The sequence below is a fragment of the Novosphingobium barchaimii LL02 genome (genome assembly GCF_001046635.1).
Taxonomy (GTDB): domain Bacteria; phylum Pseudomonadota; class Alphaproteobacteria; order Sphingomonadales; family Sphingomonadaceae; genus Novosphingobium; species Novosphingobium barchaimii.
The window spans coordinates 955,216-978,381 of record NZ_KQ130452.1; the positions used below are offsets into that span (position 1 = coordinate 955,216).

17 protein-coding genes and 1 tRNA gene are annotated in these 23,166 nt (G+C 65.0%); 12 read left to right on the forward strand and 6 right to left on the reverse strand.

Annotation, left to right across the window (positions count from 1 at the left end):
- The first annotated feature begins 106 nt into the window (after positions 1–106).
- Complete coding sequence (locus V474_RS04860) at positions 107–748, forward strand: hypothetical protein (RefSeq protein WP_059150351.1); 642 nt, start codon at positions 107–109, stop codon at positions 746–748.
- A gap of 129 nt (positions 749–877) precedes the next feature.
- Positions 878–1,654, forward strand: a complete 777-nt coding sequence (locus V474_RS04865; protein WP_059150352.1) for a Cif family virulence factor — start codon at positions 878–880, stop codon at positions 1,652–1,654.
- A 13-nt stretch (positions 1,655–1,667) separates the two neighbouring features.
- Here V474_RS04865 and uvrC read toward each other — a convergent pair whose 3' ends face one another.
- Together uvrC and V474_RS04875 are read right to left on the reverse strand one after the other, a co-directional pair.
- Complete coding sequence (gene uvrC, locus V474_RS04870; protein WP_059150353.1) at positions 1,668–3,629, reverse strand: excinuclease ABC subunit UvrC; 1,962 nt, start codon at positions 3,627–3,629, stop codon at positions 1,668–1,670.
- A 37-nt stretch (positions 3,630–3,666) separates the two neighbouring features.
- Complete coding sequence (locus V474_RS04875; RefSeq protein WP_236710658.1) at positions 3,667–6,747, reverse strand: TonB-dependent receptor domain-containing protein; 3,081 nt, start codon at positions 6,745–6,747, stop codon at positions 3,667–3,669.
- Positions 6,748–7,133: 386 nt separating this feature from the next.
- On the opposite strand from V474_RS04875, the gene infA reads away from it, so the two are divergent.
- The 8 genes from infA to V474_RS04915 all read left to right on the forward strand — a co-directional run bounded on the left by infA (position 7,134) and on the right by V474_RS04915 (position 15,398).
- Entirely contained in the window at positions 7,134–7,385 is a 252-nt protein-coding gene (infA, locus tag V474_RS04880) for a translation initiation factor IF-1 (RefSeq protein ID WP_059150355.1), read from the forward strand.
- A gap of 59 nt (positions 7,386–7,444) precedes the next feature.
- A complete protein-coding gene (locus V474_RS04885) occupies positions 7,445–8,014 on the forward strand; it encodes a Maf family protein (RefSeq protein ID WP_059150356.1) in 570 nt (189 codons plus the stop codon).
- Positions 8,007–8,981, forward strand: a complete 975-nt coding sequence (locus V474_RS04890; RefSeq protein ID WP_059150357.1) for a ribonuclease E/G family protein — start codon at positions 8,007–8,009, stop codon at positions 8,979–8,981. Before V474_RS04885 ends, V474_RS04890 begins: the two co-directional genes overlap by 8 nt.
- Positions 8,978–9,169 (forward strand): DNA gyrase inhibitor YacG, encoded by a 192-nt coding sequence (locus V474_RS04895; RefSeq protein WP_059150358.1) that lies wholly within the window; start codon positions 8,978–8,980, stop codon positions 9,167–9,169. The genes V474_RS04890 and V474_RS04895 overlap by 4 nt, the downstream gene beginning before the upstream one ends.
- Before the next feature lie 100 nt (positions 9,170–9,269).
- Positions 9,270–9,345 (forward strand) — tRNA-Phe (locus V474_RS04900).
- 246 nt (positions 9,346–9,591) lie between these two features.
- Positions 9,592–10,773 carry an efflux RND transporter periplasmic adaptor subunit gene (locus tag V474_RS04905; RefSeq protein ID WP_059150359.1) on the forward strand — a complete coding sequence of 394 codons (1,182 nt, stop codon included), beginning with the start codon at positions 9,592–9,594 and terminating at the stop codon, positions 10,771–10,773.
- Between the two features lie 6 nt (positions 10,774–10,779).
- Complete coding sequence (locus tag V474_RS04910; protein WP_059150360.1) at positions 10,780–13,980, forward strand: efflux RND transporter permease subunit; 3,201 nt, start codon at positions 10,780–10,782, stop codon at positions 13,978–13,980.
- A complete protein-coding gene (locus V474_RS04915) occupies positions 13,977–15,398 on the forward strand; it encodes an efflux transporter outer membrane subunit (protein WP_059150361.1) in 1,422 nt (473 codons plus the stop codon). The genes V474_RS04910 and V474_RS04915 overlap by 4 nt, the downstream gene beginning before the upstream one ends.
- Here the strand turns inward: V474_RS04915 and V474_RS04920 are convergent.
- From V474_RS04920 to V474_RS04930, 3 genes are all read right to left on the reverse strand, one after another.
- A complete protein-coding gene (locus tag V474_RS04920; RefSeq protein WP_059150362.1) occupies positions 15,389–16,441 on the reverse strand; it encodes an NAD(P)H-dependent amine dehydrogenase family protein in 1,053 nt (350 codons plus the stop codon). The genes V474_RS04915 and V474_RS04920 overlap by 10 nt on opposite strands.
- 88 nt (positions 16,442–16,529) lie before the next feature.
- Positions 16,530–18,755: a TonB-dependent receptor gene (locus V474_RS04925; RefSeq protein WP_236710666.1), complete on the reverse strand. Its 2,226-nt coding sequence runs from the start codon at positions 18,753–18,755 to the stop codon at positions 16,530–16,532.
- 108 nt (positions 18,756–18,863) lie between these two features.
- The gene (locus V474_RS04930) at positions 18,864–20,546 is read right to left on the reverse strand and encodes an MFS transporter (protein ID WP_059150364.1); all 1,683 of its coding nucleotides are present in this window, start codon (positions 20,544–20,546) and stop codon (positions 18,864–18,866) included.
- Between the two features lie 241 nt (positions 20,547–20,787).
- Here V474_RS04930 and V474_RS04935 point away from each other — a divergent pair, with 241 nt between their 5' ends.
- Positions 20,788–22,041: an acetyl-CoA C-acetyltransferase gene (locus tag V474_RS04935; RefSeq protein ID WP_059150365.1), complete on the forward strand. Its 1,254-nt coding sequence runs from the start codon at positions 20,788–20,790 to the stop codon at positions 22,039–22,041.
- 57 nt (positions 22,042–22,098) lie between these two features.
- On the forward strand, positions 22,099–22,587 hold the full coding sequence (locus tag V474_RS04940; protein WP_148649278.1) for a MarR family winged helix-turn-helix transcriptional regulator: 489 nt from the start codon (positions 22,099–22,101) through the stop codon (positions 22,585–22,587).
- 92 nt (positions 22,588–22,679) lie between these two features.
- Here V474_RS04940 and V474_RS04945 read toward each other — a convergent pair whose 3' ends face one another.
- A complete protein-coding gene (locus tag V474_RS04945; protein WP_059150367.1) occupies positions 22,680–22,988 on the reverse strand; it encodes a hypothetical protein in 309 nt (102 codons plus the stop codon).
- Positions 22,989–23,166 lie beyond the last annotated feature (178 nt).

The window sequence follows — 23,166 nt, forward strand, 5'->3', positions numbered from 1 at the left end:
AAATGAACTTGCGCAGGTCCGGTCGACCTGCAGATACGCGGCGCGGTTCGATCGGGCGGCTCCAATTCGGAGGTCGCCGCGCCGGAACGGACAGAAGGATACAGGGATGCGCAAATACTGGCTCAACGCGGTCATCGTCGCGGGAATTCTCGCGACGCCCGCAATCGCACGGCAGGACGACAAGGCGATCACCAACCGCGATCCCGACGCCGTGGATGTCGCCAAGACCCCGATGAACGATCTTAACGTGGGCCGCGATGGCGAGATTCCGCCTTTGCTGGTGAAGGCGACCGCGCAGCCCTATGCCATGGCGGGGCTGGGCAAGTGCCGCCAGATCGCTGGCGCGATTCAGGAACTGGACGAAGTACTGGGGCCCGACATCGATCTGCCTCAAGCTGAACGTGACCGGATAAGCGCTGGCCGCGTGGGGAAGTGGGTGGTCGCGTCCTTTATCCCCTTCCGCGGCCTTATCCGCGAAGTCTCGGGCGCCAACGCGCAGGACCGCAAGGTCAACGCGGCGATCCAGGCGGGCCTCACCCGGCGCGGATATCTCAAGGGCCTGGGCCAGGCGAAGGGGTGCCGCTATCCGGCATCGCCCGCGCCCGCCAGCGTCGTTCAGGCGCGTCTCGACGAGATAAAGAGTGCGGAAAAGAAGGAGGCCAAGAGCGGCAAGAGAAAAGGCAAGGACGACGGCGAACTGGCCTTCAAGTCCGAGCCCGACGTAAGGCAGCCCGTCCCCAAGAACTGAGTCCTCACCAAGGGCTGCATCCGCCGCGTCGACTCCGCTGCTCGACGCGGCTGCAGGAACATGGCCTGGGCTTTTCCGTTGTGATCGCAGGCCGACAGCACAGGCCGGGATGACGATGAGGATTGCCGGATGAGATTTTCCAACCATCTGACCGTGCCGCTGCTGGGCATATTCGCGCTGGTCGCCTCCGGGTGCGGCGATAGCGGCGAGCAGCCCGCACCGGCGCCCTCCAGCAAGTCCGCCGAGCTAAGCGGCGATGCCGCGACCAGCGAGCTGGCGTCGCCATCATCTTCGTCGAGCCTCGCGGTCCAGGAGAAGCCGGCGACCGCTATCCAGGCACCTTCATCCTCCGCCCCCCTATCCTGCGCGGCGGACATCGGCGAGAGCGCCGCGCGCAAGCTGGTCGCGCAGTGCCGGGCCGTATCGCCCGCTACGCGCCCGCCGTGCAACGCGGAAAACTCCTGCGCCATGATCCGCAACGAAGTCGCGCGCGGCTGCGCTATCCTTGGCGAAGACTTCGTAAAGACACCTGCTTGCGCTTCGGATCCCATTGGCCGCGAGGCCGCTGCCGACCTTGTCCGGCGCTTCTACGATGCCGTCAACGCGCGTGACTATGCCGCAGCATGGTCGCTATGGGGGCCAGACGGCAATCCCGCGCAGACGCTTGACCAGTTCGCCAGCGGCTACGCCCAGACCCGCCGAACCCATGTGGAGATCGGCAAGGTCTCAAGCATCGAGGGCGGCGCCGGGTCGATTTATGTGACGGTGCCTGTAACGATCGACGCCGAACTGGACGATGGCAGACACCAGCGTTTCACCGGCAGCTACGACCTGCGCCAGATCAATCGCGGCATGGGCATCTCGCAAGGCTGGCATATCACGACCGCGAAGCTGCGCCCCGCATGACCGGAAAGCCGTTTTATCCGCGCGGGTGGTAAAAGTCGTAGATCGTTTGAGCGACGGCTACGCTTACCCCCGGTGCACGCTGAAGATCTTCCAGGCTGGCCGCGCGCACTTTGCCCGCCGTGCCGAAATGCAGCAATAGCGCTCTCTTCCTCGCCGGGCCAATGCCGGGGATTTCATCCAGCGGACTGGCGCTGATCGCTCGGCTGCGCTTGGCGCGGTGGGCGCCGATGACGAAGCGATGGACTTCGTCGCGGAGACGCTGAAGATAGAACAGCACCGGCGAATTGACCGGCAGCATCTTTTCGCGGCCATCAGGGAAGTGGAACACCTCGCGCCCTTCGCGGCCGTGATGCGGGCCCTTGGCGATGGCGATCAGCGCCACGTCCTCGATGCCGAGTTCCTCCAGCGCATCCTTCACCGCGTTCATCTGCCCCTTACCGCCATCGATAAGGACGAGATCGGGCCAGGTTCCGCCCTGCCGTTCCGGGTCTTCCTCCTGCACCCGGCCGAAACGGCGGGTCATGACCTCGCGCATCATTGCGAAGTCGTCGTCGCTCTGCGCGGTCTTGATGTTGAACTTGCGGTACTGGTTGTTGATGAAACCCTCAGCCCCGGCGACGATCATGGCGCCGACGGCTTGCGTACCCTGGATATGGCTGTTGTCGTAGACCTCGATCCGCTGCGGTATGTCCGGCAGTTCGAGGAACTCTGCCATTTCGCGGTGGGTCCTGGCCTGCGTACCCCGCTCGGCAAGGCGGCGTTCGAGGGCCTCCACCGCGTTACGCGTGGCCTGCGCAACCAGCTGCCGGCGACTGCCCCGCTGGGGGACCGAGATTTCCACCTTGCCGCCCGCCCCTTCGCGCAGGGCTTCGGCCAGAAGATCCGCCTCGGGCAGTTCGCGGTCGATCAGGATACAGCGCGCCGGGGGCACCTCCTCATAGAACTGGGCAAGGAAGCTCTGCATCACTTCCTCCTCGCTCAACCCCTCGGTGTGGGAAGGGAAGAACGCGCGGTGGCCCCAGTTCTGGCCGCCGCGGATGAAGAACGCCTGCACGCCCACCTGCCCGCCATGCGTTGCCATCGCAAAGATATCAGCGTTGTCGACGCCTTCGGCATTGATCGCCTGACTGCCTTGAATGAACGTGGCGGCGCGCAGGCGGTCGCGCAGCATAGCCGCGCGCTCGAAATCGAGATCCTGCGCGGCCTGCGCCATCTGCACCTCGATCTTGCGCTGCACCGCGTTGGACTTGCCGCCGAGGAAGTCCTTCGCCTCGCGCACCAGTTCCTCGTAGCCGGCCTCGTCTATGCGGCCCACGCACGGAGCCGAACAGCGCTTGATCTGGTAAAGCAGGCAGGGCCGGTCGCGCCGGGCAAAAAAGCTGTCGGTGCAGCTTCGCAGCAGGAACAGCTTCTGCAGGGCGTTGATCGTGGTGTTCACCGAACCGGCGCTGGCGAAGGGGCCATAGTAATTGCCCTTCAGCCGCCGCGCGCCGCGATGCTTCATGATGCGGGGATATTCATGATCGGTACGCAGCAGGATGAAAGGGAACGATTTGTCGTCGCGCAGCAGTACGTTGTATGGCGGGCGGAAGCGCTTGATAAGCTGCGCTTCGAGCAACAGCGCCTCGGCCTCGGAATTGGTGGTGACGATGGTCATCGAGCGTGTCTGGCTGACCATGCGCTGCAGGCGGCCGGGCAGGCGTTCCCATTGCGTATAGTTGGCTACGCGGTTCTTCAGCGCCCGCGCCTTGCCGACATAGAGCACATCGCCGCGCGCATCCTGCATGCGGTAGACGCCGGGCTTGACCGGCAGGGTGCGTACGGTGTCGCGGATCACCTCGACCCCTGCCTGGAGATCGGGCTGTTCAGAGCCGCGTATGCTCGAAACCGCGCGCTCCTCGTTGAAGCGTTCGGTGCCATTGGGGGTGCCTTGAGTACCGGCAGGTGTTCGCGCCATGCCCGTCAGATAGGGCATGGCGCGAAGGATCGGTAGACCCGCCGGTCCTATATCCTCAGAACATCTTGCGGAAATCGATGCCGACCACGCGGCCCTGCGGATTGCGATAAGCGCGCTGGTAGGCAAGCGGCACCGCACCGTTCTCATCCGTGACGCGCTGACGCGAATCGAGGAGGTTGTCGGCCACGAAGGAAAGGCGCGTGCCCTTGAGGAACGGCATTTTCGCGACGAGTGCCTCGTTGCGGCCCAGATCGGCGAAGATGCGCAGCGAAAGATCGAACGTGCTGCCGAAGCGCAGATCCGAACTGCCCGGCTGGCCAGAGCCATTGACCTTCGCAGGTGCTTCCCACTCGGCCTTCAGGCGCAGGCCGTAGCCGTTCTTGAACAGCCCGCCCTCTGCCTCGATAGCATGGCGCGGCGTGCCGCCTGCGCCGATGGCATCGCCGTTGAGCTGATCGAGGATCGGCACGCCCGGCGCGATGCGGACCGTGTCGGTAAAGCGCCAGGTATGGTAGACCGCGATGTTCCAGCGGCTGCCGGGGCCGCGCCCGCCGGGGCCCATACCCATGCCGCCGCCGGGACCGCCTGGGCCTCCGGCACCGCGCGGGCCGCTTCTGTCGCCGGAACCTTCCGCGCGGGTTCCACCCGGACCGCCGGCTTCCGCCGCAGGAGGACCGCCCGCAAAGCGCATCTCGCGCATGGTATCGCCCGCCTGCGCGGGCGCAGCGCCCTGCCCGGTCCCATCGGCGGAGCAAAACCGTTGGCGCAGCTGTGCCAGACGCTCGGGATCGACCTTGCCGTCCGCGCCCATCAGCCGCTCCCGCATACGGTCAGGCAGGCTGGCAACATCCGGCGGACCGCTGCCACCCGCACACAGCGCGGTACGAAGTCGCTCGAAGCGCTGCGGATCGGGGACACCGCCCGCACCCGGCCCGGCAGCTCCCTCGGCCGCGCAGGCGCGCGTCTTGAATTCGGCCAGCTTGGCCGGGTCGATCTTGCCGTCCGCGCCGATGAGACGCTCGCGCATACGTTCGGGAATCTTCGAAAGATCGGGCTCACCGGCCCCGGGCGCGCAAAGCTGCTGGCGCATCGCCGCAAAGCGCGAGGGGTCAAAGGACGGACGCGCGCCCGGCGTCGCCGAAGACTGCCCCTCCCGCGTCTGCCCGCCCAGCGTCTGGACGCCCGGCATCGGCCCGGTCGCCCCGACGACCGGCCCGCCGGTGCCTGCGCTGCGCCGCGCCGAAGCGCCCTCGGAACCGCCCCGGGCCTCGCCGCTGCCCGAACCCGACGACCCAGCGCCGCCAAGACTGCCGGACAGATTGATACCCCAGCGCAGCGACGAGCTTTTGACCTCGTCGAATGTCACCGCGCGGCGGTCGATGGCGATCAGGTTGCCGTCACCGTCGCGGGTCACGCGGCCGGGGAATGCCGACTCGATCGCCGGGGTGAGCAGCGGGAACGCCTGCGTCACATCACTCGAACGGTTGCGGAAATATTCGACGAGAAGATTGGAGCGCTGCATGAACGGCAGCTTCCACTGCGCCGAAATCTTCCAGTCGCGCTGCGTTTCCTTCTTCAGATCGGGATTGCCGCCGCTGGTCACGTTGACCAATGCGCTGGTCGCCTTGGTGAAATCGTAGACGGCAACATTGTAGGTCAGGATCGTCGGCGCGGCCAGCTGCGTCAGCTTGGGCGCCGCTTCGTCGACGATATAGCTGGCCTGAAGAGTCAGAGTGTCGGTGGGCGACCACGTGAGGCCCGCGCTCCAGTCCTTGAGCGTGCCGAAATCGGAAAGGTGGTCCAGCCCGCCGCTCAGATTCAGGGTGATATCGCCTACCGCGCCGAGGAAATCCTCACCCTTGCTGGTCAGCGGCAGAGCCAGGTTGACGCCGCCCAGCACGTCGCCGCGCTTGAGAGTGACGGCGCCGAAGGTTGTACGGGTATCCTCGCTTACCGAGCGGTCGAAATCGTATCCGGCCTTGACGGTCAGGTTCGCCTCGCCCGCGGGCATGCGGAACGGCTTGCCCGAGATAGTCGCGAGGTTGGACAGCGTCAGCTGGCGCGTGGTGGCGACATCAACCCCGGCGCCGGGCACGAAGGGCAGCGCCCCGTCTATCGCCAGCGTTCCGGCCAGCGCCGCATCAGCCAGCGCAGAGGTGTCCCGCCTGCGATCGACGCGGGTATTGGTATCGACATAAGTGGCGTTGGACGTGGCGCTAAGCTGCCATTCCCCGATCAGCGTCGAATAACCGAGGCCGCCCTCGAACGTGTCGGATACCGAGCGGGTGGTAAGCGGATCAGGTAGCGTACGCAGCGCGTTTTCGCCTGCGCCGTTGGTCAGCGTGACGGCATCCAGACCCGATAGCGACGTCGTCTGCGAGCGCGTGTAACCGCCCGTCGCCGTGAGCGAGCCACCAAAGCCGCCATCACCAAGGCCTTGAGTCATCGTGCCTTCCAGCACAAATTCGGAATCGCTCGCCGCCAGGCTGCGATAGCGTGCAGGATCGGGATCGCCGGTGACGTTCGAAACGCGCGAGGCTTCCTGTTCGATGTTGCGCTCCGCCTCGGTCAGCATGGATGTCTGGTCAAGCTTGGCGGTGACGTTGTAGCGGCGCGGCCCGGCGACTTTGAACAGGCCGGTTTCCAGCTCGTAATTGTCATAGCCGCCGCGCGTCGGGCGGTTGTACTCGTCCGAGGTGGTGACGGCGGCAAACTCGTTCTTGAGGATGATGTTCACCACCCGCTGGCTCGCCGCATAGCCAAAGCGCAGCGCCACTTCCTCGGGCAGCACCTCAAGGCGGCGGATCGCCTCTGGCGGGATATTGCGCATCTCGCGGAAGCTGGTGATGCGCTGGCCGTTGAGCAGCATCACCGGCCGACCGTCGCCGCGCCCGCGTCCGCTACCGGTCTGCGGGCTGATCGCGTCGAGCAGTTCCTCGATCGAGCTTACGCCGTAGGAGGCAATGTCCTCTTCGTCGAATACTTCGATCGGTTGCTGCGGCACGTCGATCTGGCCGATGATGCGCGGCGACATGACGAGGATCTCGTCGCCGTGAACTTCGAGCGAATCGTCGTTTTTATCGTCTTTCTCGACCATTGGCGCCGGCGCTTCCGCGGCCATCGCAACAGCAGGCATGCCCAGACATGCAACCAGGCTGATCAGAGGTAAGGAACGCAAGTGCAGTCTCCGCCAAGAGCATTTGTTCAAAATTCGATGTTCCTCGCCCTGACGTCCCATTGCCTCGGGCTCATTCGAACCACAAGCCACTGCGCCGTATCATTTTGTCGCAATTGTCTTGCGCTGCGATGAACCGGGAAACGCGCATTAAGACCGCGCAGCGCCCCGCACTTCATCGCGCACCCTTGCGTAAGTATAGTTCCCGGGCACGTCGGCCGGCATCAAGGCCCGAACCCCAAAAACTGCCCCCTGTGGATTTCCCAACCCTTTGCCGAGGCTTCCATTTTGGCAAGGCGCTGGTTATGCCACTTGCGACACACCGGAAGGTACGGACCCGATCGCCAATGGCGAAAGAAGAACTCCTGGAGATGCGCGGCCGCGTGGTCGAACTTCTACCCAACGCGATGTTTCGCGTGGAGTTGGAAAACGGTCATGAAATCCTGGGACATACTGCTGGCAAGATGCGCAAGAACCGAATCCGCGTGCTGGTCGGCGACGAGGTTCTTGTGGAACTGACGCCTTATGATCTTTCCAAGGGCCGCGTTACCTATCGTTTCATGCCCGGTCGCGGCGGTCCCGGTCAGTTTGGCGGTTGATCTGCCACCCGGCAACGCTACAGGCGAAGCCCCTTCCCTCGACACTGGTGCCAAAGCTGATGCCCCAACTAGTCCTGGCATCGGCCAGCCCCCGCAGGCGCGAACTGATCGCCCGCCTTGGCATAACGCCGGACGCCATCGAAGCCGCCGACATCGACGAAACCCCGCAGCCCCGCGAAGTGCCGCGCGACTATGCCCGCCGCATGGCCCGCGAAAAAGCGCTGGCCATCTGCGCGCCGGATGCCTGCGTCCTGGCGGGTGACACGGTGGTCGCCTGCGGCCGCCGCATCCTGTCCAAGGCCGAGGACGAGGCCACTGCGCGCGCCTGCCTGGCGCTGCTCTCCGGCCGCCGTCACCGTGTGCTCTCGGCCATCGCGCTGCGCAGCCCCGACGGCACCCTGCGCGAACGCCTGAGCGAGACGATCGTGCGCTTCAAGCAGCTCAGCCATGCCGAGATCGAAGCCTACATCGCCGGCGGCGAATGGGAGGGCAAGGCCGGCGGCTATGCCATTCAGGGCAGCGCCGAGGGGCTCATCGTATCTATTTCCGGCAGCCACTCGGGCGTCGTCGGGCTCCCCCTGTTCGAAACGCGCGCGCTGCTGCTCGCGGCGGGCTTCGCCCTTGGCTGAATGGCTCATCGAGGACGGGATCGGCGAAACCCGCGCGATCCTGGTAGAGGACGGCCAGGTCCTTGCCGCCCGGCTGGACTGGCCCGGCCGCCTTGCCGCCGGTGAAGTGGCCGATGCCGTTCTGACTTCCCGCCGCGCCGGATCGCCGCGCGGCACCGTTCGTTTCGATTCGGGTGAGGAAGCCCTGGTGGACGGCCTGCCGACTTCCGCCAGCCAAGGCGCCCGCCAGCGCGTGATCGTGACCCGCGCCGCCATGGCCGAAACCGGACGCCTCAAGCGCGCGCAGGCCCGGGCCAGCGACCTGCCTGTCCGCCCGGCCCCGACGCTCGCACAATCCCTGCAGGCAGGCGGCCTCCCGGTGCGCACCCTGCGCCGCTTCCCCGAAGACCCATGGCCGGAAATCATTGCCGAAGCGCTGGACGGCGTTATTGATTTCGAAGGCGGCTCCCTGGTGGTGACGCCGACGCCCGCCATGACGCTGATCGACATCGACGGCACCCTACCCCCCCGCGCACTGGCGCTGGCTGCCGTGCCCGCGATCGCCGACGCCGTGGGGCGGCTCGACCTTGCAGGGTCGATCGGCATCGACTTCCCGTCGCTTGAACGCAAAGAGGACCGCCGCGCGGTGGACGAGGCGCTGGCCGCCGCGCTGGACCACTGGCCCCATCAACGCACGGCGATGAACGGCTTCGGCTTCGTCCAACTGGTCGCCCGCCTCCAACGCCCCTCGATCGCGCAGCGCGTGCGCGCGGACCCCGCCGGCGCCGCTGCCCGCCTCCTGCTGCGCCGCGCCGAATCGGTGAGCGAGCCGGGCGCGTTGCTGCTTACCGCCCACCCCGCCGTGCGCGCAGCCACAACGGACGAGTGGCTCGCCCAGCTTGCCCGCCGCACCGGGCGCGTGCTTCGCTGGAACGAGGATCGCACCCTTGCGCTTGGCGGCGGATTCGCGCAGGCGCTGTCGTCATGACGACAACCGGACGCAAATGCCCCATCTGCGGCAAACCCCGCGTGGCAGAGCATACCCCCTTCTGCTCTAAGCGCTGCCGCGACCGCGATCTCCTGCAGTGGCTGGAAGATGGTTATGCCCTGCCCGGCCACCCTGCCGATCTGACCAGCGATGCGCCTGGCTTTGAGGACAATCCACAGGACGATTGAAATTTTCTCGTCATCAAGGGCTTGCCAAGCTCCGCTGGCTTGGCCATAGGCCCGCCACCAACCGCTGGTTACTCCCTTTCGGAGCGACCATGCAGGCAGTGCCCGAGTAGCTCAGTTGGTAGAGCATGCGACTGAAAATCGCAGTGTCGGCGGTTCGAATCCGTCCTCGGGCACCACTTTCCCCGTTCCTGAAAAATCGCTATGCAGATCACCTCGTTATTGAGGCCTTTTCTGGATGACCATGTGCCGTCCACATCGTTAGATGTCGCGGCATGTTGATCTTTAGTCGCAAATTGTCGCACCTGCGAAATGCACGCTTGCGAGGCTGCGGCATTGCTTCAATAGAACGAGACCTGACCTAGAAGGCGTGCGACTTGAAAATCTATCCCCCCAAGGCCCTCCGCTGGCGGCATGGCAGGCCCTTGTCCGTTGTTCTGTTTGCAGCCGCTGCCCTTTCCGCCTGTTCGGGCGAATCGAACAAGGATGCGGGCCAGAAGCCCGGCGCGGCGGTTGGATACATCGTCGCCGGCGCCACCAGCGTTCCGATGGCCGTCACGCTGAGCGGCCGCACCGTCGCGTTCGAGACTTCCGAGGTCCGCCCGCAGGTCAACGGCGTCATCCGCAAGCGTTTCTTCACGGAAGGCAGCCTGGTGAAAGCCGGCCAGCCTCTGTTCGAGGTCGACCCCAGCCTTTACCGCGCCGCCGTGAACCAGGCGCAGGCGAACCTCGCCAGCGCCCGCGCTTCGGCGGAGGCCGCTGGCGTCAAAGCTGAACGCTATCGCCCGCTCGCCGAGATGGAGGCCGTCGCCAAGCAGGACTACACCGATGCCTTGTCCGCATCGCGCGTCGCCAAGGCCGCCATCGCCCAGAACGCCGCCACGCTGGATACTGCGCGCATCAACCTGCGCTTCACCACCGTACCCGCCCCGATCAGCGGCCGCATCGGACGGTCACTGGTTACCGTCGGCGCGCTTGCCAGCGCCAGCCAGACCGATCCGCTCGCCGTCATCCAGCGCATGGACCCGATCTACGTCGACATGCAGCAGTCCGCGGCCGACCTCGTGGCGCTGCGCCGCAAGCTGGCTGAAGGCGGCGTCCAGCCCGGCAGCACCGAAGTCCACCTGCAGCTCGATGGCGGAACCCGCTATCCGCAGACCGGCACGGTTCAATTCTCCGAAGTGACGGTCGACCAGACCACCGGCACCGTAACCCTGCGCGCCCGCTTCCCCAATCCCGACGGCCTGCTCCTGCCCGGCATGTTCGTGACTGCGATGTTCGACCAGGCGTCAGACCCCAACGCGATCCTCGTTCCCCAGAATGCGGTCCAGCGCGATTTCGACGGAACCGCCTACGTCATGCTCGCCGGCGCCGACAACAAGGCCGTGCGCCGCAAGGTCATCGCAGACCGCACTTATGGCGAAAACGCTGTGATCACCTCCGGCCTCGCCAAAGGCGACAAGGTCATCGTTCAGGGACTGAACGGCCTGCGCCAGGGTGCGGCGATCAAGGCCGTGGCCAGCACCGCCCCGCAGACCGTGGCGCCTCCGAAGGATGGCGGGGCCAAAGGCGGCGCTCCCGGCGCGCCAGCGAACAAGGGCGGCTGACGCCAGATGTCCCGCATATTCATCGATCGCCCGATCTTCGCCTGGGTGCTGGCGATCATCGTCATGCTCGCCGGCCTCGGCGCGCTCAACTACCTGCCGAACGAGCAGTACCCCGATATCGCGCCGACCCAGGTCAACATCCGCGCGACCTATCAGGGCGCCTCGGCGCAGACGATCGAAAATTCGGTCACCCAGATCATCGAGCAGCAGCTGACCGGCATCGATGGCCTGCTCTACTTCAGTTCCTCGTCGAGCAACCGTGGATCGGCCTCGATCAGCGCGGTCTTCGCCAAGGGCACCGACCCCGACATCGCGCAGGTCCAGGTCCAGAACAAGGTTCAATCGGCCCTCCCGCGCCTGCCCCAGACGGTGCAGGCACAGGGCGTCACGGTCACCAAGTCGAACCCCGACCAGCTGCTGCTGGTGGCTGTCTACGACGAGACCGACACCCGCTCCAACCAGGACGTGTCGGACTATCTGACCTCGAACATCCAGGACCCACTTTCGCGCGTTCAGGGCGTGGGCGACGTCAACGTGTTCGGCGCCCCCCACGCAATGCGAATCTGGCTCGACCCGCGCAAACTCGCTGCGGTCGCGCTGATGCCCAGCGATGTCACCTCTGCGATCCAGGCACAGAATACCGAGGTCGCCGCCGGTGAAGTGGGCGGCCTGCCCGCGCCGCAGGGCCAGGCGATCAACGCCGTCCTCACCGCCGGATCGCGCCTGCAGACCCCCGAACAGTTCCGCGCGATCGTCCTCAAGACAAACGCAGACGGTTCCGCAGTCACCGTGGGCGACGTGGCCCGCGTCGAGATCGGCGCAGAAAACTACACTTCGGTCAGCCGCGTCAACGGCCACCCCGGCGCCGGCATCTCCATCTCGCTCTCTCCCGGCGCCGATGCGCTGGCCACCGCAGAGTCGGTCAAGGCCAAGATGCAGGCCCTCGCGGCGGATATGCCCGATGGGGTGAAATACATCTACGGCAGCGATTCCACCGATTTCATCAAGCTGTCGGTCGAAGAAGTCGAGAAGGCGCTGTTCGAGGCGATCATCCTCGTCGTCATCGTCATGTTCGTGTTCCTGCAAAGCTGGCGCGCCACGCTGATCCCGGCGATCGCGGTGCCGGTGGTGCTGCTGGGCACGTTTGCGATATTCTATCTCGCCGGTTTCTCGATCAACACGCTGACCCTGTTCGGGCTTGTGCTTGCCATCGGCCTGCTGGTCGACGACGCCATCGTCGTGGTGGAGAACGTCGAGCGACTGCTGGAGGAAAATCCCGGCATGACCCCGCGTGATGCGACGATCAAGTCGATGGAGGAAATCCAGACGGCACTGGTCGCAATCGCCCTCGTGCTATCGGCGGTGTTCCTGCCCATGGCCTTCTTCGGCGGATCGACGGGGGTTATCTACCGCCAGTTCTCGCTGACGATCGTAGCAGCCATGGTACTGTCAGTGCTTGTGGCGCTGATCCTCAGCCCGGCCCTTACGGCCACCCTGCTCAAAGCCAAGGTGCCCGAGGAAGAACGCGAACCGACCTGGATCGAACGCCACCTGCCCTGGCTGGCGCGCGGTTGGGAAAAGTTCCACATCTGGTTCAACAGCAGTTTCGAGCGCATCACCGAGAGCTACGCCAGCAAGGTCGAGCGCGTGGTCGAGCACAAGTGGCGCTGGCTCGGGCTGTTCGCAGTAACCTGCGTGATCACGCTCATGATGTTCCAGCGCCTGCCGACCGGGTTCCTACCCAACGAGGATCAGGGCAACATCATGATCCAGTGGCGCCTGCCCGCCGGTACGCCCCGCGCTCGCACCGAAGAAGTGCAGCACGAGGTCGAAAAGTACTTCATGACCTACGAAAAGAACAATTACGCAGGCATGTTCACCATTTCCGGCGGCGGTCAGGGCGCAGCCGGGCAGAACAGCGGCCAGGGCTTCGTCAACCTCACCGACTGGTCGCAGCGCACCGATCCCAAGGACAGTGCGGACGCCATCGTGAAGCGCGCCAGCGCCGCCTTCCGGGGCCTTCGCGATGCGCAGGTCTTTGCTCTCGTGCCGGGTTCCGTGCGCGGTCTTGGCTCATCTTCGGGCTTCACTCTCGAACTGCAGAATGCCAATGGCCTCAGCGCCGACAAGTTCGCCGAAGCGCGCGACAAGCTGCTTGCCGCCGCCAATGCAGATTCGCAGCTGTCCGGCGTGCGCCTGAGCAATCTGCCCGATGTCTCTACGCTCAAGCTCGATACCAACACACGCGCGCTCACGGCCTTCGGCCTGACGCCTGCCAATGTGAATTCCACCCTGTCCACCGCATGGGGCGGCAACTACGTCAACGACTTCATCGACAAGGGCCGCGTCAAGCGCGTCTATGTGCAGGGAGACGCGCAGTTCCGCTCGCGTCCGGAAGACCTGGCGCAGTGGTTCGTGCGTGGATCGGACGGCCAGATGTCGCCATTCTCGGCATTCTCGACGATCAGCTGGTCGACGGCGCCCAGTTCCACTTCGCGTTTCAACGGCTTGCCAGCCTACGAATTCTCCGGCGATGCCGGGTCGGGCGTCAGTTCGGGCACGGCCATGAACCTCATGGAAAAACTGGCGTCCGACATCCCCGGCGTCAGCGTGGCCTGGGCCGGTTCATCCTATCAGGAGCGGTTGTCCTCGGGTCAGGGCCCGGTGCTTTATGCGCTGTCGCTGCTGGTGGTGTTCCTGTGCCTTGCCGCGCTTTACGAAAGCTGGTCGATCCCGGTCGCGGTCATCCTCGTGATCCCGCTCGGCCTGCTTGGCGCTATCGCTTTCGTGACGCTGCGCGGTCTTGAAAACGACGTCTACCTGCAGATCGGTCTGCTCACCACGATGGGCCTCGCCGCCAAGAACGCGATCCTCATGATCGAGTTCGCGGAGCAGGCGGAACGTCAGGGCAAGCGCGTCATCGACGCCGCGCTGGAGGCCGCACGCATCCGCCTGCGCCCGATCCTGATGACCAGCTTCGCGTTCATCTTCGGCGTGCTGCCGCTGGCGCTGGCGACCGGCGCCGGTGCCAACAGCCGCGTCGCCATTGGCACGGCGGTGGTCGGCGGCATGCTCACTGCTACCTTGCTGGCGATCTTCTACATCCCGCTGTTCTTCGTCATCGTGCGCCGCAGCGTGCGCGACGGTATCGCCAAGGCACGGGAAAAGCTGGCCGAGCGCAAGCAGCGCGCGGGAGACACCGCATGAAGCGCCTGACCGCAGTGACCACCCGGCTGATGGCGGGGGTTCTCCCTGCCCTCGCTCTTGGCGCCTGTTCGCTGGCGCCCAAGTATGTGGCTCCCGCCCCGCCGGTCCCAGCATCGTGGCCGGTCGGCGATGCCTATCTCGCACAGAGCGAGGCCTCGCTGCCGCTGGTGTCTTACAAGGAAGTGTTCCGCGATCCGCGCCTGCAGGCGCTGGTGGAGCAGGCCCTGACCAACAACCGCGACCTGCGGGTTGCCGCGGCCAACATCGCCGCCGCGCGGGCGCAGGTGCGCGTCACGCGGGCCAATCAGTTCCCGGCAGTCACCGCCACAACCTCCGCGACCGATAGCGAAACCGGCGGCGGTTTCGGCCAGAACGGGATGAACTATACCCTGCGAGGCGGCATCTCCAGCTTCGAGTTGGATCTGTTCGGCAAGCTGGCCAACGCCACCCAGTCCCAGCGCGATACCGCGCTGGCGACCGAGGCCTCGGCGCGCACCGTGCGTCTCGGCCTCGTCGCCGATCTCGCGCTCGGCTGGGCGACCTATGCCGCCGACCGCGACCTGCTGAATATCGCGCAGGCGACCGCCGCCAACGCCGCAGGCAGCGTGCGCCTGTCCGGCGCGCGCCTGAAGGGCGGCGTCGCGGCGCGTACCGAACTGCGCCAGGCAGAACAGGTGCTCGAAACCGCCAACGGCGACGTCGCTTCGCAAAAGGCACAGTTGGCGCAGGACATCAACGCCATCCGCCTGCTCATCGGCGCCGATTTCGATCAGACCCTGCTTCCTGCCGGGATCGACGAGGTCAACGCCGGCCTGAGCGAACTGCCCGCCGGAACCAGCACGCAGGTCCTGCTGCGCCGCCCGGACGTTGTTCAGGCCGAGTATCAGCTTCGTGCCGCCAATGCCGACATAGGCGTTGCCAGGGCGCAGCTGTTCCCGTCGATTTCGCTCAGCGCGCTGATCGGTTTTGCCAGCACTTCGCTTTCCTCGCTGTTCGACGGCGCATCGCGCACGACGACGCTGGGCGGCGATGGCAGCTGGTCGATCTTCAACGCCGGCGGCCTGTCGGCCAATGTCGCGGTATCGAAAGCCCAGCGTGATGCCGCGCTGGCGACTTACGAGAAGGCGATCCAGACCGCGTTCAGCGAAACCGCCGACGCGCTCGCCGATCAGGGCACGCTGGCCGAGCGGCTACGCGCAGCCTCCGCCTTCACGGCGGCCACACAGGACGCCGCGCGGCTGACCGAGGCGACCTACCGCCGGGGCATCGCCAGTTCTCTCGACAATCTCGACGCCCAGCGAACCCTTTATTCGGCGCGCCGGACGGAGATCGCGGTACGGCTTCAGCAGGCGACCAACCGCGTCACGCTCTACCGCGTGCTGGGCGGCGACCAGTCGACGGCGCCCGCTCAGCCGTAAAGCGGGATGACCTGCGGCAGATCGACCGTGGTGCGGATGCCCGGCGCGGCTGCGCAGACGGCCGGGATCGCGTTGATCGGCCGATGCGCCGTCAGGCCCGGCGTATAATCCGGGTAATCATCCGCCGAGACCGGGAAGGTGATGTCGACCTTCACCGGCGTGTCGCCTTCGGTGACGATTCGCCAGCCGGATTCGCGCAAGTCCCAGTCGTGCTCAATGTCGGTGGTAACGTACCAGTTCGCGCGAAACCGCAGGACCGGACGGCCCTGATGCTTACAGGTGATCGTCGTTCGCATCGCCCCTACCGTTCCCGCCGGAACCTTGCCTGCGGCGATGTCGAGGTCGTGTTTTGCCGCTGACAGTTCGCCCTCCGCCTCGACCTCGTCGCAGGTCAGGCCGATGGCCTCGGCGATCTGGGACAGCGAGCTGCCGAAATCGCCTTTGAGATGCTCGGCACGGCGCTGGTCGAACGGGGCCATCGGCGCGGCGAAACCCATGATCTGAAACAGCATGTCGGGCGAATTGCGGCTCGATACGTCAGCATATTCGTCGATCGTCAGCAGGCCATGGCTGCGCTGGAGTGACAGCAGCGGGATCGCCAGCGCCTCGGTTACGAAGCCGGGGCTGGAACCCGTCGAATAGATCGAGGTACCACCAGCGGCGCAGGCTTGCTCAATACGCGCGCGGTTGGCCGGGTCTATCATCGGCGGGTAGTGAAAGTCGCCGCGCGTGGTCACCACGTTTTTCCCCGAGGCGAGCAGCGTGCAAATCGCGTCCCAATCGGTGCCCTGCTGCATGAACAGCACGCAATCGGCATCGAGCGCGGCGATATCGTCCAGCGAGCCGGTCGCCTTCACGCCGGTGTCGGCCTCGGCTCCCTCAAGGCCCGCAAGCTCAGCCGCATCGCGGCCGACCTTGTCTGCTGAACTGACCCACACCCCCACCAGGTCCATGCGTGGATGCTCGATGACCATGCGCAGTGCGCGGCTGCCGACATTGCCCGTCGCCCACTGGACGACGCGCCAGATCCTGTCTTGCGGCATCGTGTTCTCTCCCGTGTTTTCGTCCTGGCCGTCATTCGTCCGGGCCTGCTGGCCAAGGGCATTCCGCCGGGGAGCGCCCCTGGCCCGTTCAGAACTTCACGCCCGCCTCGACGCCGTAGACCGCCGGCTTGCTCCAGTTCGCGCCGATGCCGAAGCTGGAGTACTGCGCCTGCGTCAGGTAGCGGCTGTTGGTGACGTTATCGCCGTAGAGCGCGAGGTAGAACTTTTCGTCAGGCGCGGTCCACTGCGCGCGCAGGGCCAGTGTGGCGTAACCCCCCTGTTCGAACTGCACGCCCGAGGGGCCGAAGAAAAACTTCGAGGAATAGAACAGGTTGCCCGACAGCGCGAGTTGCCCCCCGGCCACGTCCGCTTCGTAGCGCGCGCCGATGAAGCCGGTGAATTCGGGCGTGCGCTGCATCGTCACGTCCTCCAGCGTGGTGGGTACCACCGCGAACGTCACCCCGCCCGCTGCGCATGCCGCCGCCGTGGCTGCATCAAGCTCGCTGCAGCGCACATAGACCGGCGCGTTGTTGAACTTCTTGTAGCGTGCATGGACCCACGAAGCGCCCGCCGAAATCTGGAAGGCCGGGGTGACCTGATAGTGGGCCGAACCTTCGAGGCCGTAGATCTCCGAAGTCGCGGCATTGATGATCTCGGCGGTGCCGGTACGGTAAATAGAAACCTGCAAGTTTTTGTAATCGTAGTAGAATGCCGCGCCCTCGAACGAGAGGCCGCGCGCCTGATACTTGAAGCCCAGTTCGTAGGCGTTGATGTCCTCTGGCTTGACGCTGTTGCAGAGGAACTGCCCGGGGTTCGCGGGATCGGGGTTGGACTGGCAAGAACCGCCGACATCGGACACCGCCGCCTTGTACCCCTTGGTGAACGAGGCATAGACGCTGGTCTGGTCGGTGGGCTTGTAGCGCAGCACCACGCGCGGGGTCAGCTTGTTATTGGAGATGTTCGGGACCGGCACCCGGATATCGGTGAACGAGCGGTTCCAGTAGGCATCGACGATCTTGTCCTGCGAATAGCGCGCACCCGCCGTCAGGAACAGCTGCGGAGTAAACTCGTAAGTCGCATCGAGAAACGCGGCGTAGCTTTTGACCGTGGTGCTCGACCCGCCAAGGCGGATACGCTCATTCGGGGCGTTGCCGGCATTGTTGATGTAGGTGACGTAAGTGTCGGTGTTCTGGAAGTAGAACAGCCCGGCGGTCCATTGCAGCTTGGGCCCGGCCTTGGAGGTCAGCAGCAGTTCCTGACTCCACGTCTCATTGATGTTGGGCAGGCCAAGCTGGAAGATATCGGCGCCCGAATAGTCCAGATCCTGCGACATGACCGAGTTTTCGCTGCGGTACTGGCTATAGGACGTGAGGTTGGCAAAGCCGAGGTCGGCGCGGATCGTGCCCTGCACCACGTCGCTGTTCGACTTGAACACCTCGTCCACAGAGCCCGTCGCAATCTTGTTCCTGGCGGTCGTGAACGTGCCGGGAATACCGCCGAACGGCGCACCAAGGCCGAAGTCGGCGGTGTCGAGCGTCGAGGCCAGCATGGTCGAAGGATCGTCCACGTCGCCATGCTTGTAGCGCAGGAGGACGTCCACATTGTCGGTCAGATCCGCCTTCAGGCCGAGGCGCACCGACCAGTTCTCATACCCGCCCACACGCTTGCCGCTGGAGATGTCGTGCTGCCAGCCGTCGCCCCGGCGGTACTGACCTTCGACGCTGAGCGCCACGCGGTCGGAGATGGCGTAGTTGGTGAAAGCCTCGGCCCGGGCCTCGTTGTAGCGCCCGTAACTGACGCGGCCTTCGAAGGCATTGGCCTTGGTCGAAGGTTCGCGCGTGGAGACGAGGATCGCGCCGCCAGTGGTGTTGCGGCCGAACAGCGTGCCTTGCGGGCCTTTCAGTACCTGAATGCTATCCACGCTGATGAGGTCGAAATCGGCGGCCAGCGGGTTGGGTGAATAGAACCCGTCGATGTAGATCCCCACGTTGCCGCCGCCGCCCGAAGTCGTCACCGCCGTGCCGATGCCGCGAATGGTGGGCTGGAAAAAGCCGCCCGCAAAGTCGAAACGCAGCGCCGGGGTAACCTTGCCGATATCGGCGAGCTGCTGGACGCTGGCGGTCCTTAGCGCATCGTTGGTGAGGTTGGTAATCGAGATCGGCACATCTACCTGCGCCTCGGCGCGGCGCTGCGCGGTGACGATGATCGCGCCGTCATCAATCTCTGCCGCACTTTGCGCCAAAGCCGGCAGCGGAGCCAGAACGGCCAGCCCGACAAGGCCGAAAACAGACGCGGTGGTCCTGATAGTGTTCACGATACCCCTCCCTCATTGATTTTCGCCCACCTTACAGGCGATCCACGAGAGAGTTCCAGTAAGCCTGCTGAACAAGTGTACAGATATCGCTAGGGCAGATTCGCCCCTCTACGGGCCCATATAACCGATCGTTTCCTGATGGGCGTCGAAAGAATCCGCTTTCCAACGCACTGAGCCGAACGGCCGCTCCAGTCGGCGGCGCACGCGACGAGCGTGGCGGGTGCGGTTGAATACATCCACTTTCGCCTGAATGTCGAAATCGGGCTGAGTGTAGCGCCCCCTCATGCGCAGATAGTCTCCCCAGGTGGGGCAATGATAGCGCTCGGTCCACAGGGCCGGGTTTTCGATGTCGCGCGCGATGGTCCAGTCGAAAGCGCCGATACGCTTGCGTACGCGCTGCAGCATCATCATCGCATCGTAGAATTCGCGGGCGTGGCCGGGATCGACGTCGTACTCCAGTTCGATCACCACCGGGCCGGAACGCAGGGTCAGCGGCAGGGTGACTTCGGGCTCGTGGCCGATCTCGATCGAGTCCATGTCGCCCTCGGCATCCTGCGCAACTGGCAAGACAACGCCCAGCAAGGCGCTGGCGGCCACGGCGATGCCCGAGGCGACGAGCGCAAAGGACACGTCATGCGCGCCGGCGACCATGCCCCAGCCCCAGGCGCCGATGCCCACGCCCGCCGTGATCGCAGAGGAGAACAGCGAAAGCGCCCTCGCCGTCACCCAGCGCGGCGCGGAAAGCTGCACGGTGACGTTGAGCATCGCCACGGTCAGGATGTTACAGGCCCCCACAACAAGGAATGCGAGGCAGCTCAGGACCAGCGCATGGCTGAAACCGATGGCAACCAGCGCAAGGCCGGTGCCCACAGCGAACAGGCGCAGCGCCCATTCGGTGGAGATCGCCTCGCGGATCTGGCTTACGAACAGTGCCCCCGCCACCGCGCCCACCCCTTGCGCACCCAGCAGGATGCCGAAGGTCGCGGCATTGCCGTGGAGCAGATCCTTCGCAATCAACGGTGCTAAAGCAGACGCGGTTGCCGTGGTCAGCCCGAACACCAGCACACGCAGCAGGGCTGTGCGCACTGCCGGCGCATGAAGCGCATAGCGCGCGCCGGTCAGGATCGCGCGGTCGACACGCTCGGGCGGCAAGCGCGAGGGAACATGCCGGCGCTGCCAGAAATAGAACGCGGTGAGCAGCGGCAGGTACAGCAGCGCCGTCATACCGAACACTGCCTTTACACCGTATACGACGACGATGAGTCCGCCCAGCGCCGGCCCGAAACTACGCGCGACGTTGTAGCTGATGGTCCCCAGCGCAATAGCCGCCGGCAGATGCGCGCGCGAGACCTGCTCCGGGATCGATGCCTGCCAGGACGGGGAGAACAGCGCCACGCCCCCGCCGATCAGCACACAGAACGCCAGCAGTACCCAGGGCGTAGCGAGGCCCAGAAAGGTGACCCCGGCCAGCATCGCAGCGGCCACCGCGCTGAAGGCAAGGCCGGTCATTGCGATGCGGCGCCGGTCGAACATGTCGGCGATGGCGCCGGCGGGCAGCGTCACCAGCATCAGCGGGATCATCATCGCCGTCTGCACCAGCGCGACCATGCTGGCCGAACTGCTCAACCGGGTCATTTCCCACTGCGCCCCCACGCCCAGGAAAAGCTGCCCGAAGTTCGAGAACAGGCTGGCCGACCAGATGTTGCGGAACGTGCGCTCCCTCAGCGGGGCGAATGCACCTCCCTTGCCATGCTCGGCTTCTGCACTGTCTGCGCCCCCTGTACCGCTCATGGCCTCTTCATTCCCTGTTTTTCGCATCGTTGCCGATCTTGGCCAGCGCCCTGCGCCCGTCAAGGCGAGCATCGCGAAGACGATCTATAGCCGCATCTTGGCCCTATACCGAATATACTAACCATAGTCAGCAATCGCTGCGGCGATAGGGCTTTGGGGGCCGATTGCAATTGCCCCGTCCCCCAAGCATGACCGACGAAATCGGCGCTTTTCTGCGCTAACGAAGACGGGGAGAGCTGCCGTGACAGAGGCCTATATCATCGACGCCGTTAGAACCCCGCGCGGCCTTGGCAAGATGGGCAAGGGCGCGCTGTCGCAGATGCATCCCGAGCATCTTTCCGCCTCAGTCCTCGCCGCGTTGAAGGATCGTAACGCGATCGACACCGCCGAAGTGGACGATGTGATCTGGGGTGTCTCCGCCGCGCTTGGCCAGCAGGCAGGCGACATCGGCCGCATGGCGGCGCTCGATGCGGGCTATGACGTGAAGGCCGGCGGCGTCACCCTCAACCGCTTCTGCGGGTCAAGCATCACCTCCACCAGCCTCGCCGCCGCGATGATAAAGTCCGGCATGGCCGATCTCATGGTGGCAGGCGGGATGGACATGCTCTCCTACGCGGGCATGTACGGCATGAAGATGCGCGAAGCTGGCCTTGGCAGCGCCGGTATGGGCGCGGGCAATCCGCGCCTCCAGGCCAAGCACCCCCAGTCCAACCAGGGCGTTGCCGCCGATGCCATCGCAGCGATGGAGGGGTTCACCCGCGCGGAACTGGAAGCGCTCGGCGTCGAGAGCCAGCGCCGCGCCGCGCTTGCCATCGCCGAGGGGCGCTTCGACAGGTCGACGATCACGGTGAAGGACGACGAGGGCAATGTGATCCTCGATCATGAGGAATACCCACGCCCCGAAACGACGGCCGAAAGCCTGGCCCAGCTCACGCCGGCCTTCGAGATGTTCTACGACATGCCTTCCGCGCCCGGCGGTAAGACTTATGTTCAGCTGATAAACCAGGTATATCCCGAGCTGGAGATAAAGCCGATCCACCACGTCGGCATATCCTCTGGCGTGGTTGACGGCGCCTCCGCAATCCTGCTGGCGTCCAGGGACTATGCCAAGTCCCACGGCCTGACACCGCGCGCGCGCATCGTCGCCATGGCCGAAACCGGCGATTGTCCTACCCTGATGCTCAACGGTCCGGTGCCCGCGGCCCGCAAGGTACTGGCCAAGGCAGGCCTCACCGTGGCAGATATCGACGTCTTCGAGGTGAACGAGGCTTTTGCCGTCGTCGTCGAGAAATTCATCCGCGACCTTGACCTCGACCGCGCCAGGGTTAACCCCAACGGAGGCTCGATGGCGCTGGGCCATCCCATCGGCGCAACCGGCGCCATGCTGATCGGCACGGCTCTGGATGAACTGGAACGGACCGGCGGACGTTATGGCCTGATAACGATGTGCGCGGCGGGCGGCATGGCTCCTGCGATCATCATAGAGCGCGTCTGACGGCGCTGGACATCATTATGGAGCGCGCGCCCGAGGGCGCCCTGCAAGGAGCAATGCGTGGCCACTGAGGCGGAAGACAAACCGATGGGCAAGCTGAACGACCCCTTCTCCATGCGGGACGAAAGCCCAACGCGCCAAGTGGGGCTGCGCATGACCATCGTCAGCCGCCTGCAGCGCAACAATTTCGATCGCAAAGTGGCCGCTCTCAACGTCACTCGATCACAATGGGCGATGATTGCAATCGTCGCGCGCTATCCCGGATCGACCCAGCGGACCGTCGCCGAATATCTCGAAATGTCCGAGGCTTCGGCCGGGCGCCTGATCGACCGCCTCTGCGCCGACGGACTGCTGGAACGCCGCGACCGCAAGGATGACCGGCGCGCCCGCGCGGTCTACCTGACCGAGCAGGCAAAGCCGCTTCTCGATCTCCTGGGCGCCATCGCCGCCGAAAGCGAAAAACGCATGTTCGCGGGCTTTTCGGACGAGGAAGTTGACCGCCTGCTGGATTACATGACGCGCATCTACGAAAACGTAAGCCGGGGCTGAGTTTTTCCTGCCGCAACTGCGGTTGCACCATAAGGCACACATGAAAAGGGCGGCGCCATCGGCACCGCCCTTTTTTCAATGCCGTGAAGGGCTCACTTGGCTGAAGCAATTTCCTTCTTCGACAGCGAGGAGGTCACCTTGCCGCCAACGTCGCTAAGGCTGGACGCCGGAACGGTCACCAGGCGGCCGTTCAGAATGACCTGCGGGTTGCCCTCTGCGGTGATGCGGTAAACCGGGGCAATCCGGACCCCATCGGCGGCATACAGCATCTTGCCAGCGGTCAGCGGGGCCGGGGATGCTGCCTGCTCGGTTGAGTCACGGACTTGGGCGGTCTCTGCGAAAGCAACAGCCGGAAAGGCAGCGACGGTGGCAAGGGCGACGAGCGATGCGAACTTCTTCATTCTGTTTCTCCGAACTTTACGAAACCTGGCGCAATCGGTTCTTTCCAATTTACTAACCTAGATTAGTAAATCTGGCTTGCAGGAGTCAATTGTAATTTCTGCAACCGCGGCTGCGATTTTCGCTAACTTTATCGCTGTAGCGTCATTTGCCTCGCCGCCCTCCTGCGCGATGCCTCGA

Coding starts and splice junctions, on each gene's coding strand:
- V474_RS04860 (WP_059150351.1), top strand. CDS start 107: ATGCGCAAATACTGGCTCAACGCGGTCATCGTCGCGGGAATTCTCGCG.
- V474_RS04885 (WP_059150356.1), top strand. CDS start 7,445: ATGCCCCAACTAGTCCTGGCATCGGCCAGCCCCCGCAGGCGCGAACTG.
- infA (WP_059150355.1), top strand. CDS start 7,134: ATGGCGAAAGAAGAACTCCTGGAGATGCGCGGCCGCGTGGTCGAACTT.
- V474_RS04945 (WP_059150367.1), bottom strand. CDS start 22,988: ATGAAGAAGTTCGCATCGCTCGTCGCCCTTGCCACCGTCGCTGCCTTT.
- V474_RS04930 (WP_059150364.1), bottom strand. CDS start 20,546: ATGAGCGGTACAGGGGGCGCAGACAGTGCAGAAGCCGAGCATGGCAAG.
- V474_RS04865 (WP_059150352.1), top strand. CDS start 878: ATGAGATTTTCCAACCATCTGACCGTGCCGCTGCTGGGCATATTCGCG.
- V474_RS04915 (WP_059150361.1), top strand. CDS start 13,977: ATGAAGCGCCTGACCGCAGTGACCACCCGGCTGATGGCGGGGGTTCTC.
- V474_RS04920 (WP_059150362.1), bottom strand. CDS start 16,441: ATGCCGCAAGACAGGATCTGGCGCGTCGTCCAGTGGGCGACGGGCAAT.
- V474_RS04875 (WP_236710658.1), bottom strand. CDS start 6,747: ATGCCTGCTGTTGCGATGGCCGCGGAAGCGCCGGCGCCAATGGTCGAG.
- V474_RS04895 (WP_059150358.1), top strand. CDS start 8,978: ATGACGACAACCGGACGCAAATGCCCCATCTGCGGCAAACCCCGCGTG.
- V474_RS04910 (WP_059150360.1), top strand. CDS start 10,780: ATGTCCCGCATATTCATCGATCGCCCGATCTTCGCCTGGGTGCTGGCG.
- uvrC (WP_059150353.1), bottom strand. CDS start 3,629: ATGCCCTATCTGACGGGCATGGCGCGAACACCTGCCGGTACTCAAGGC.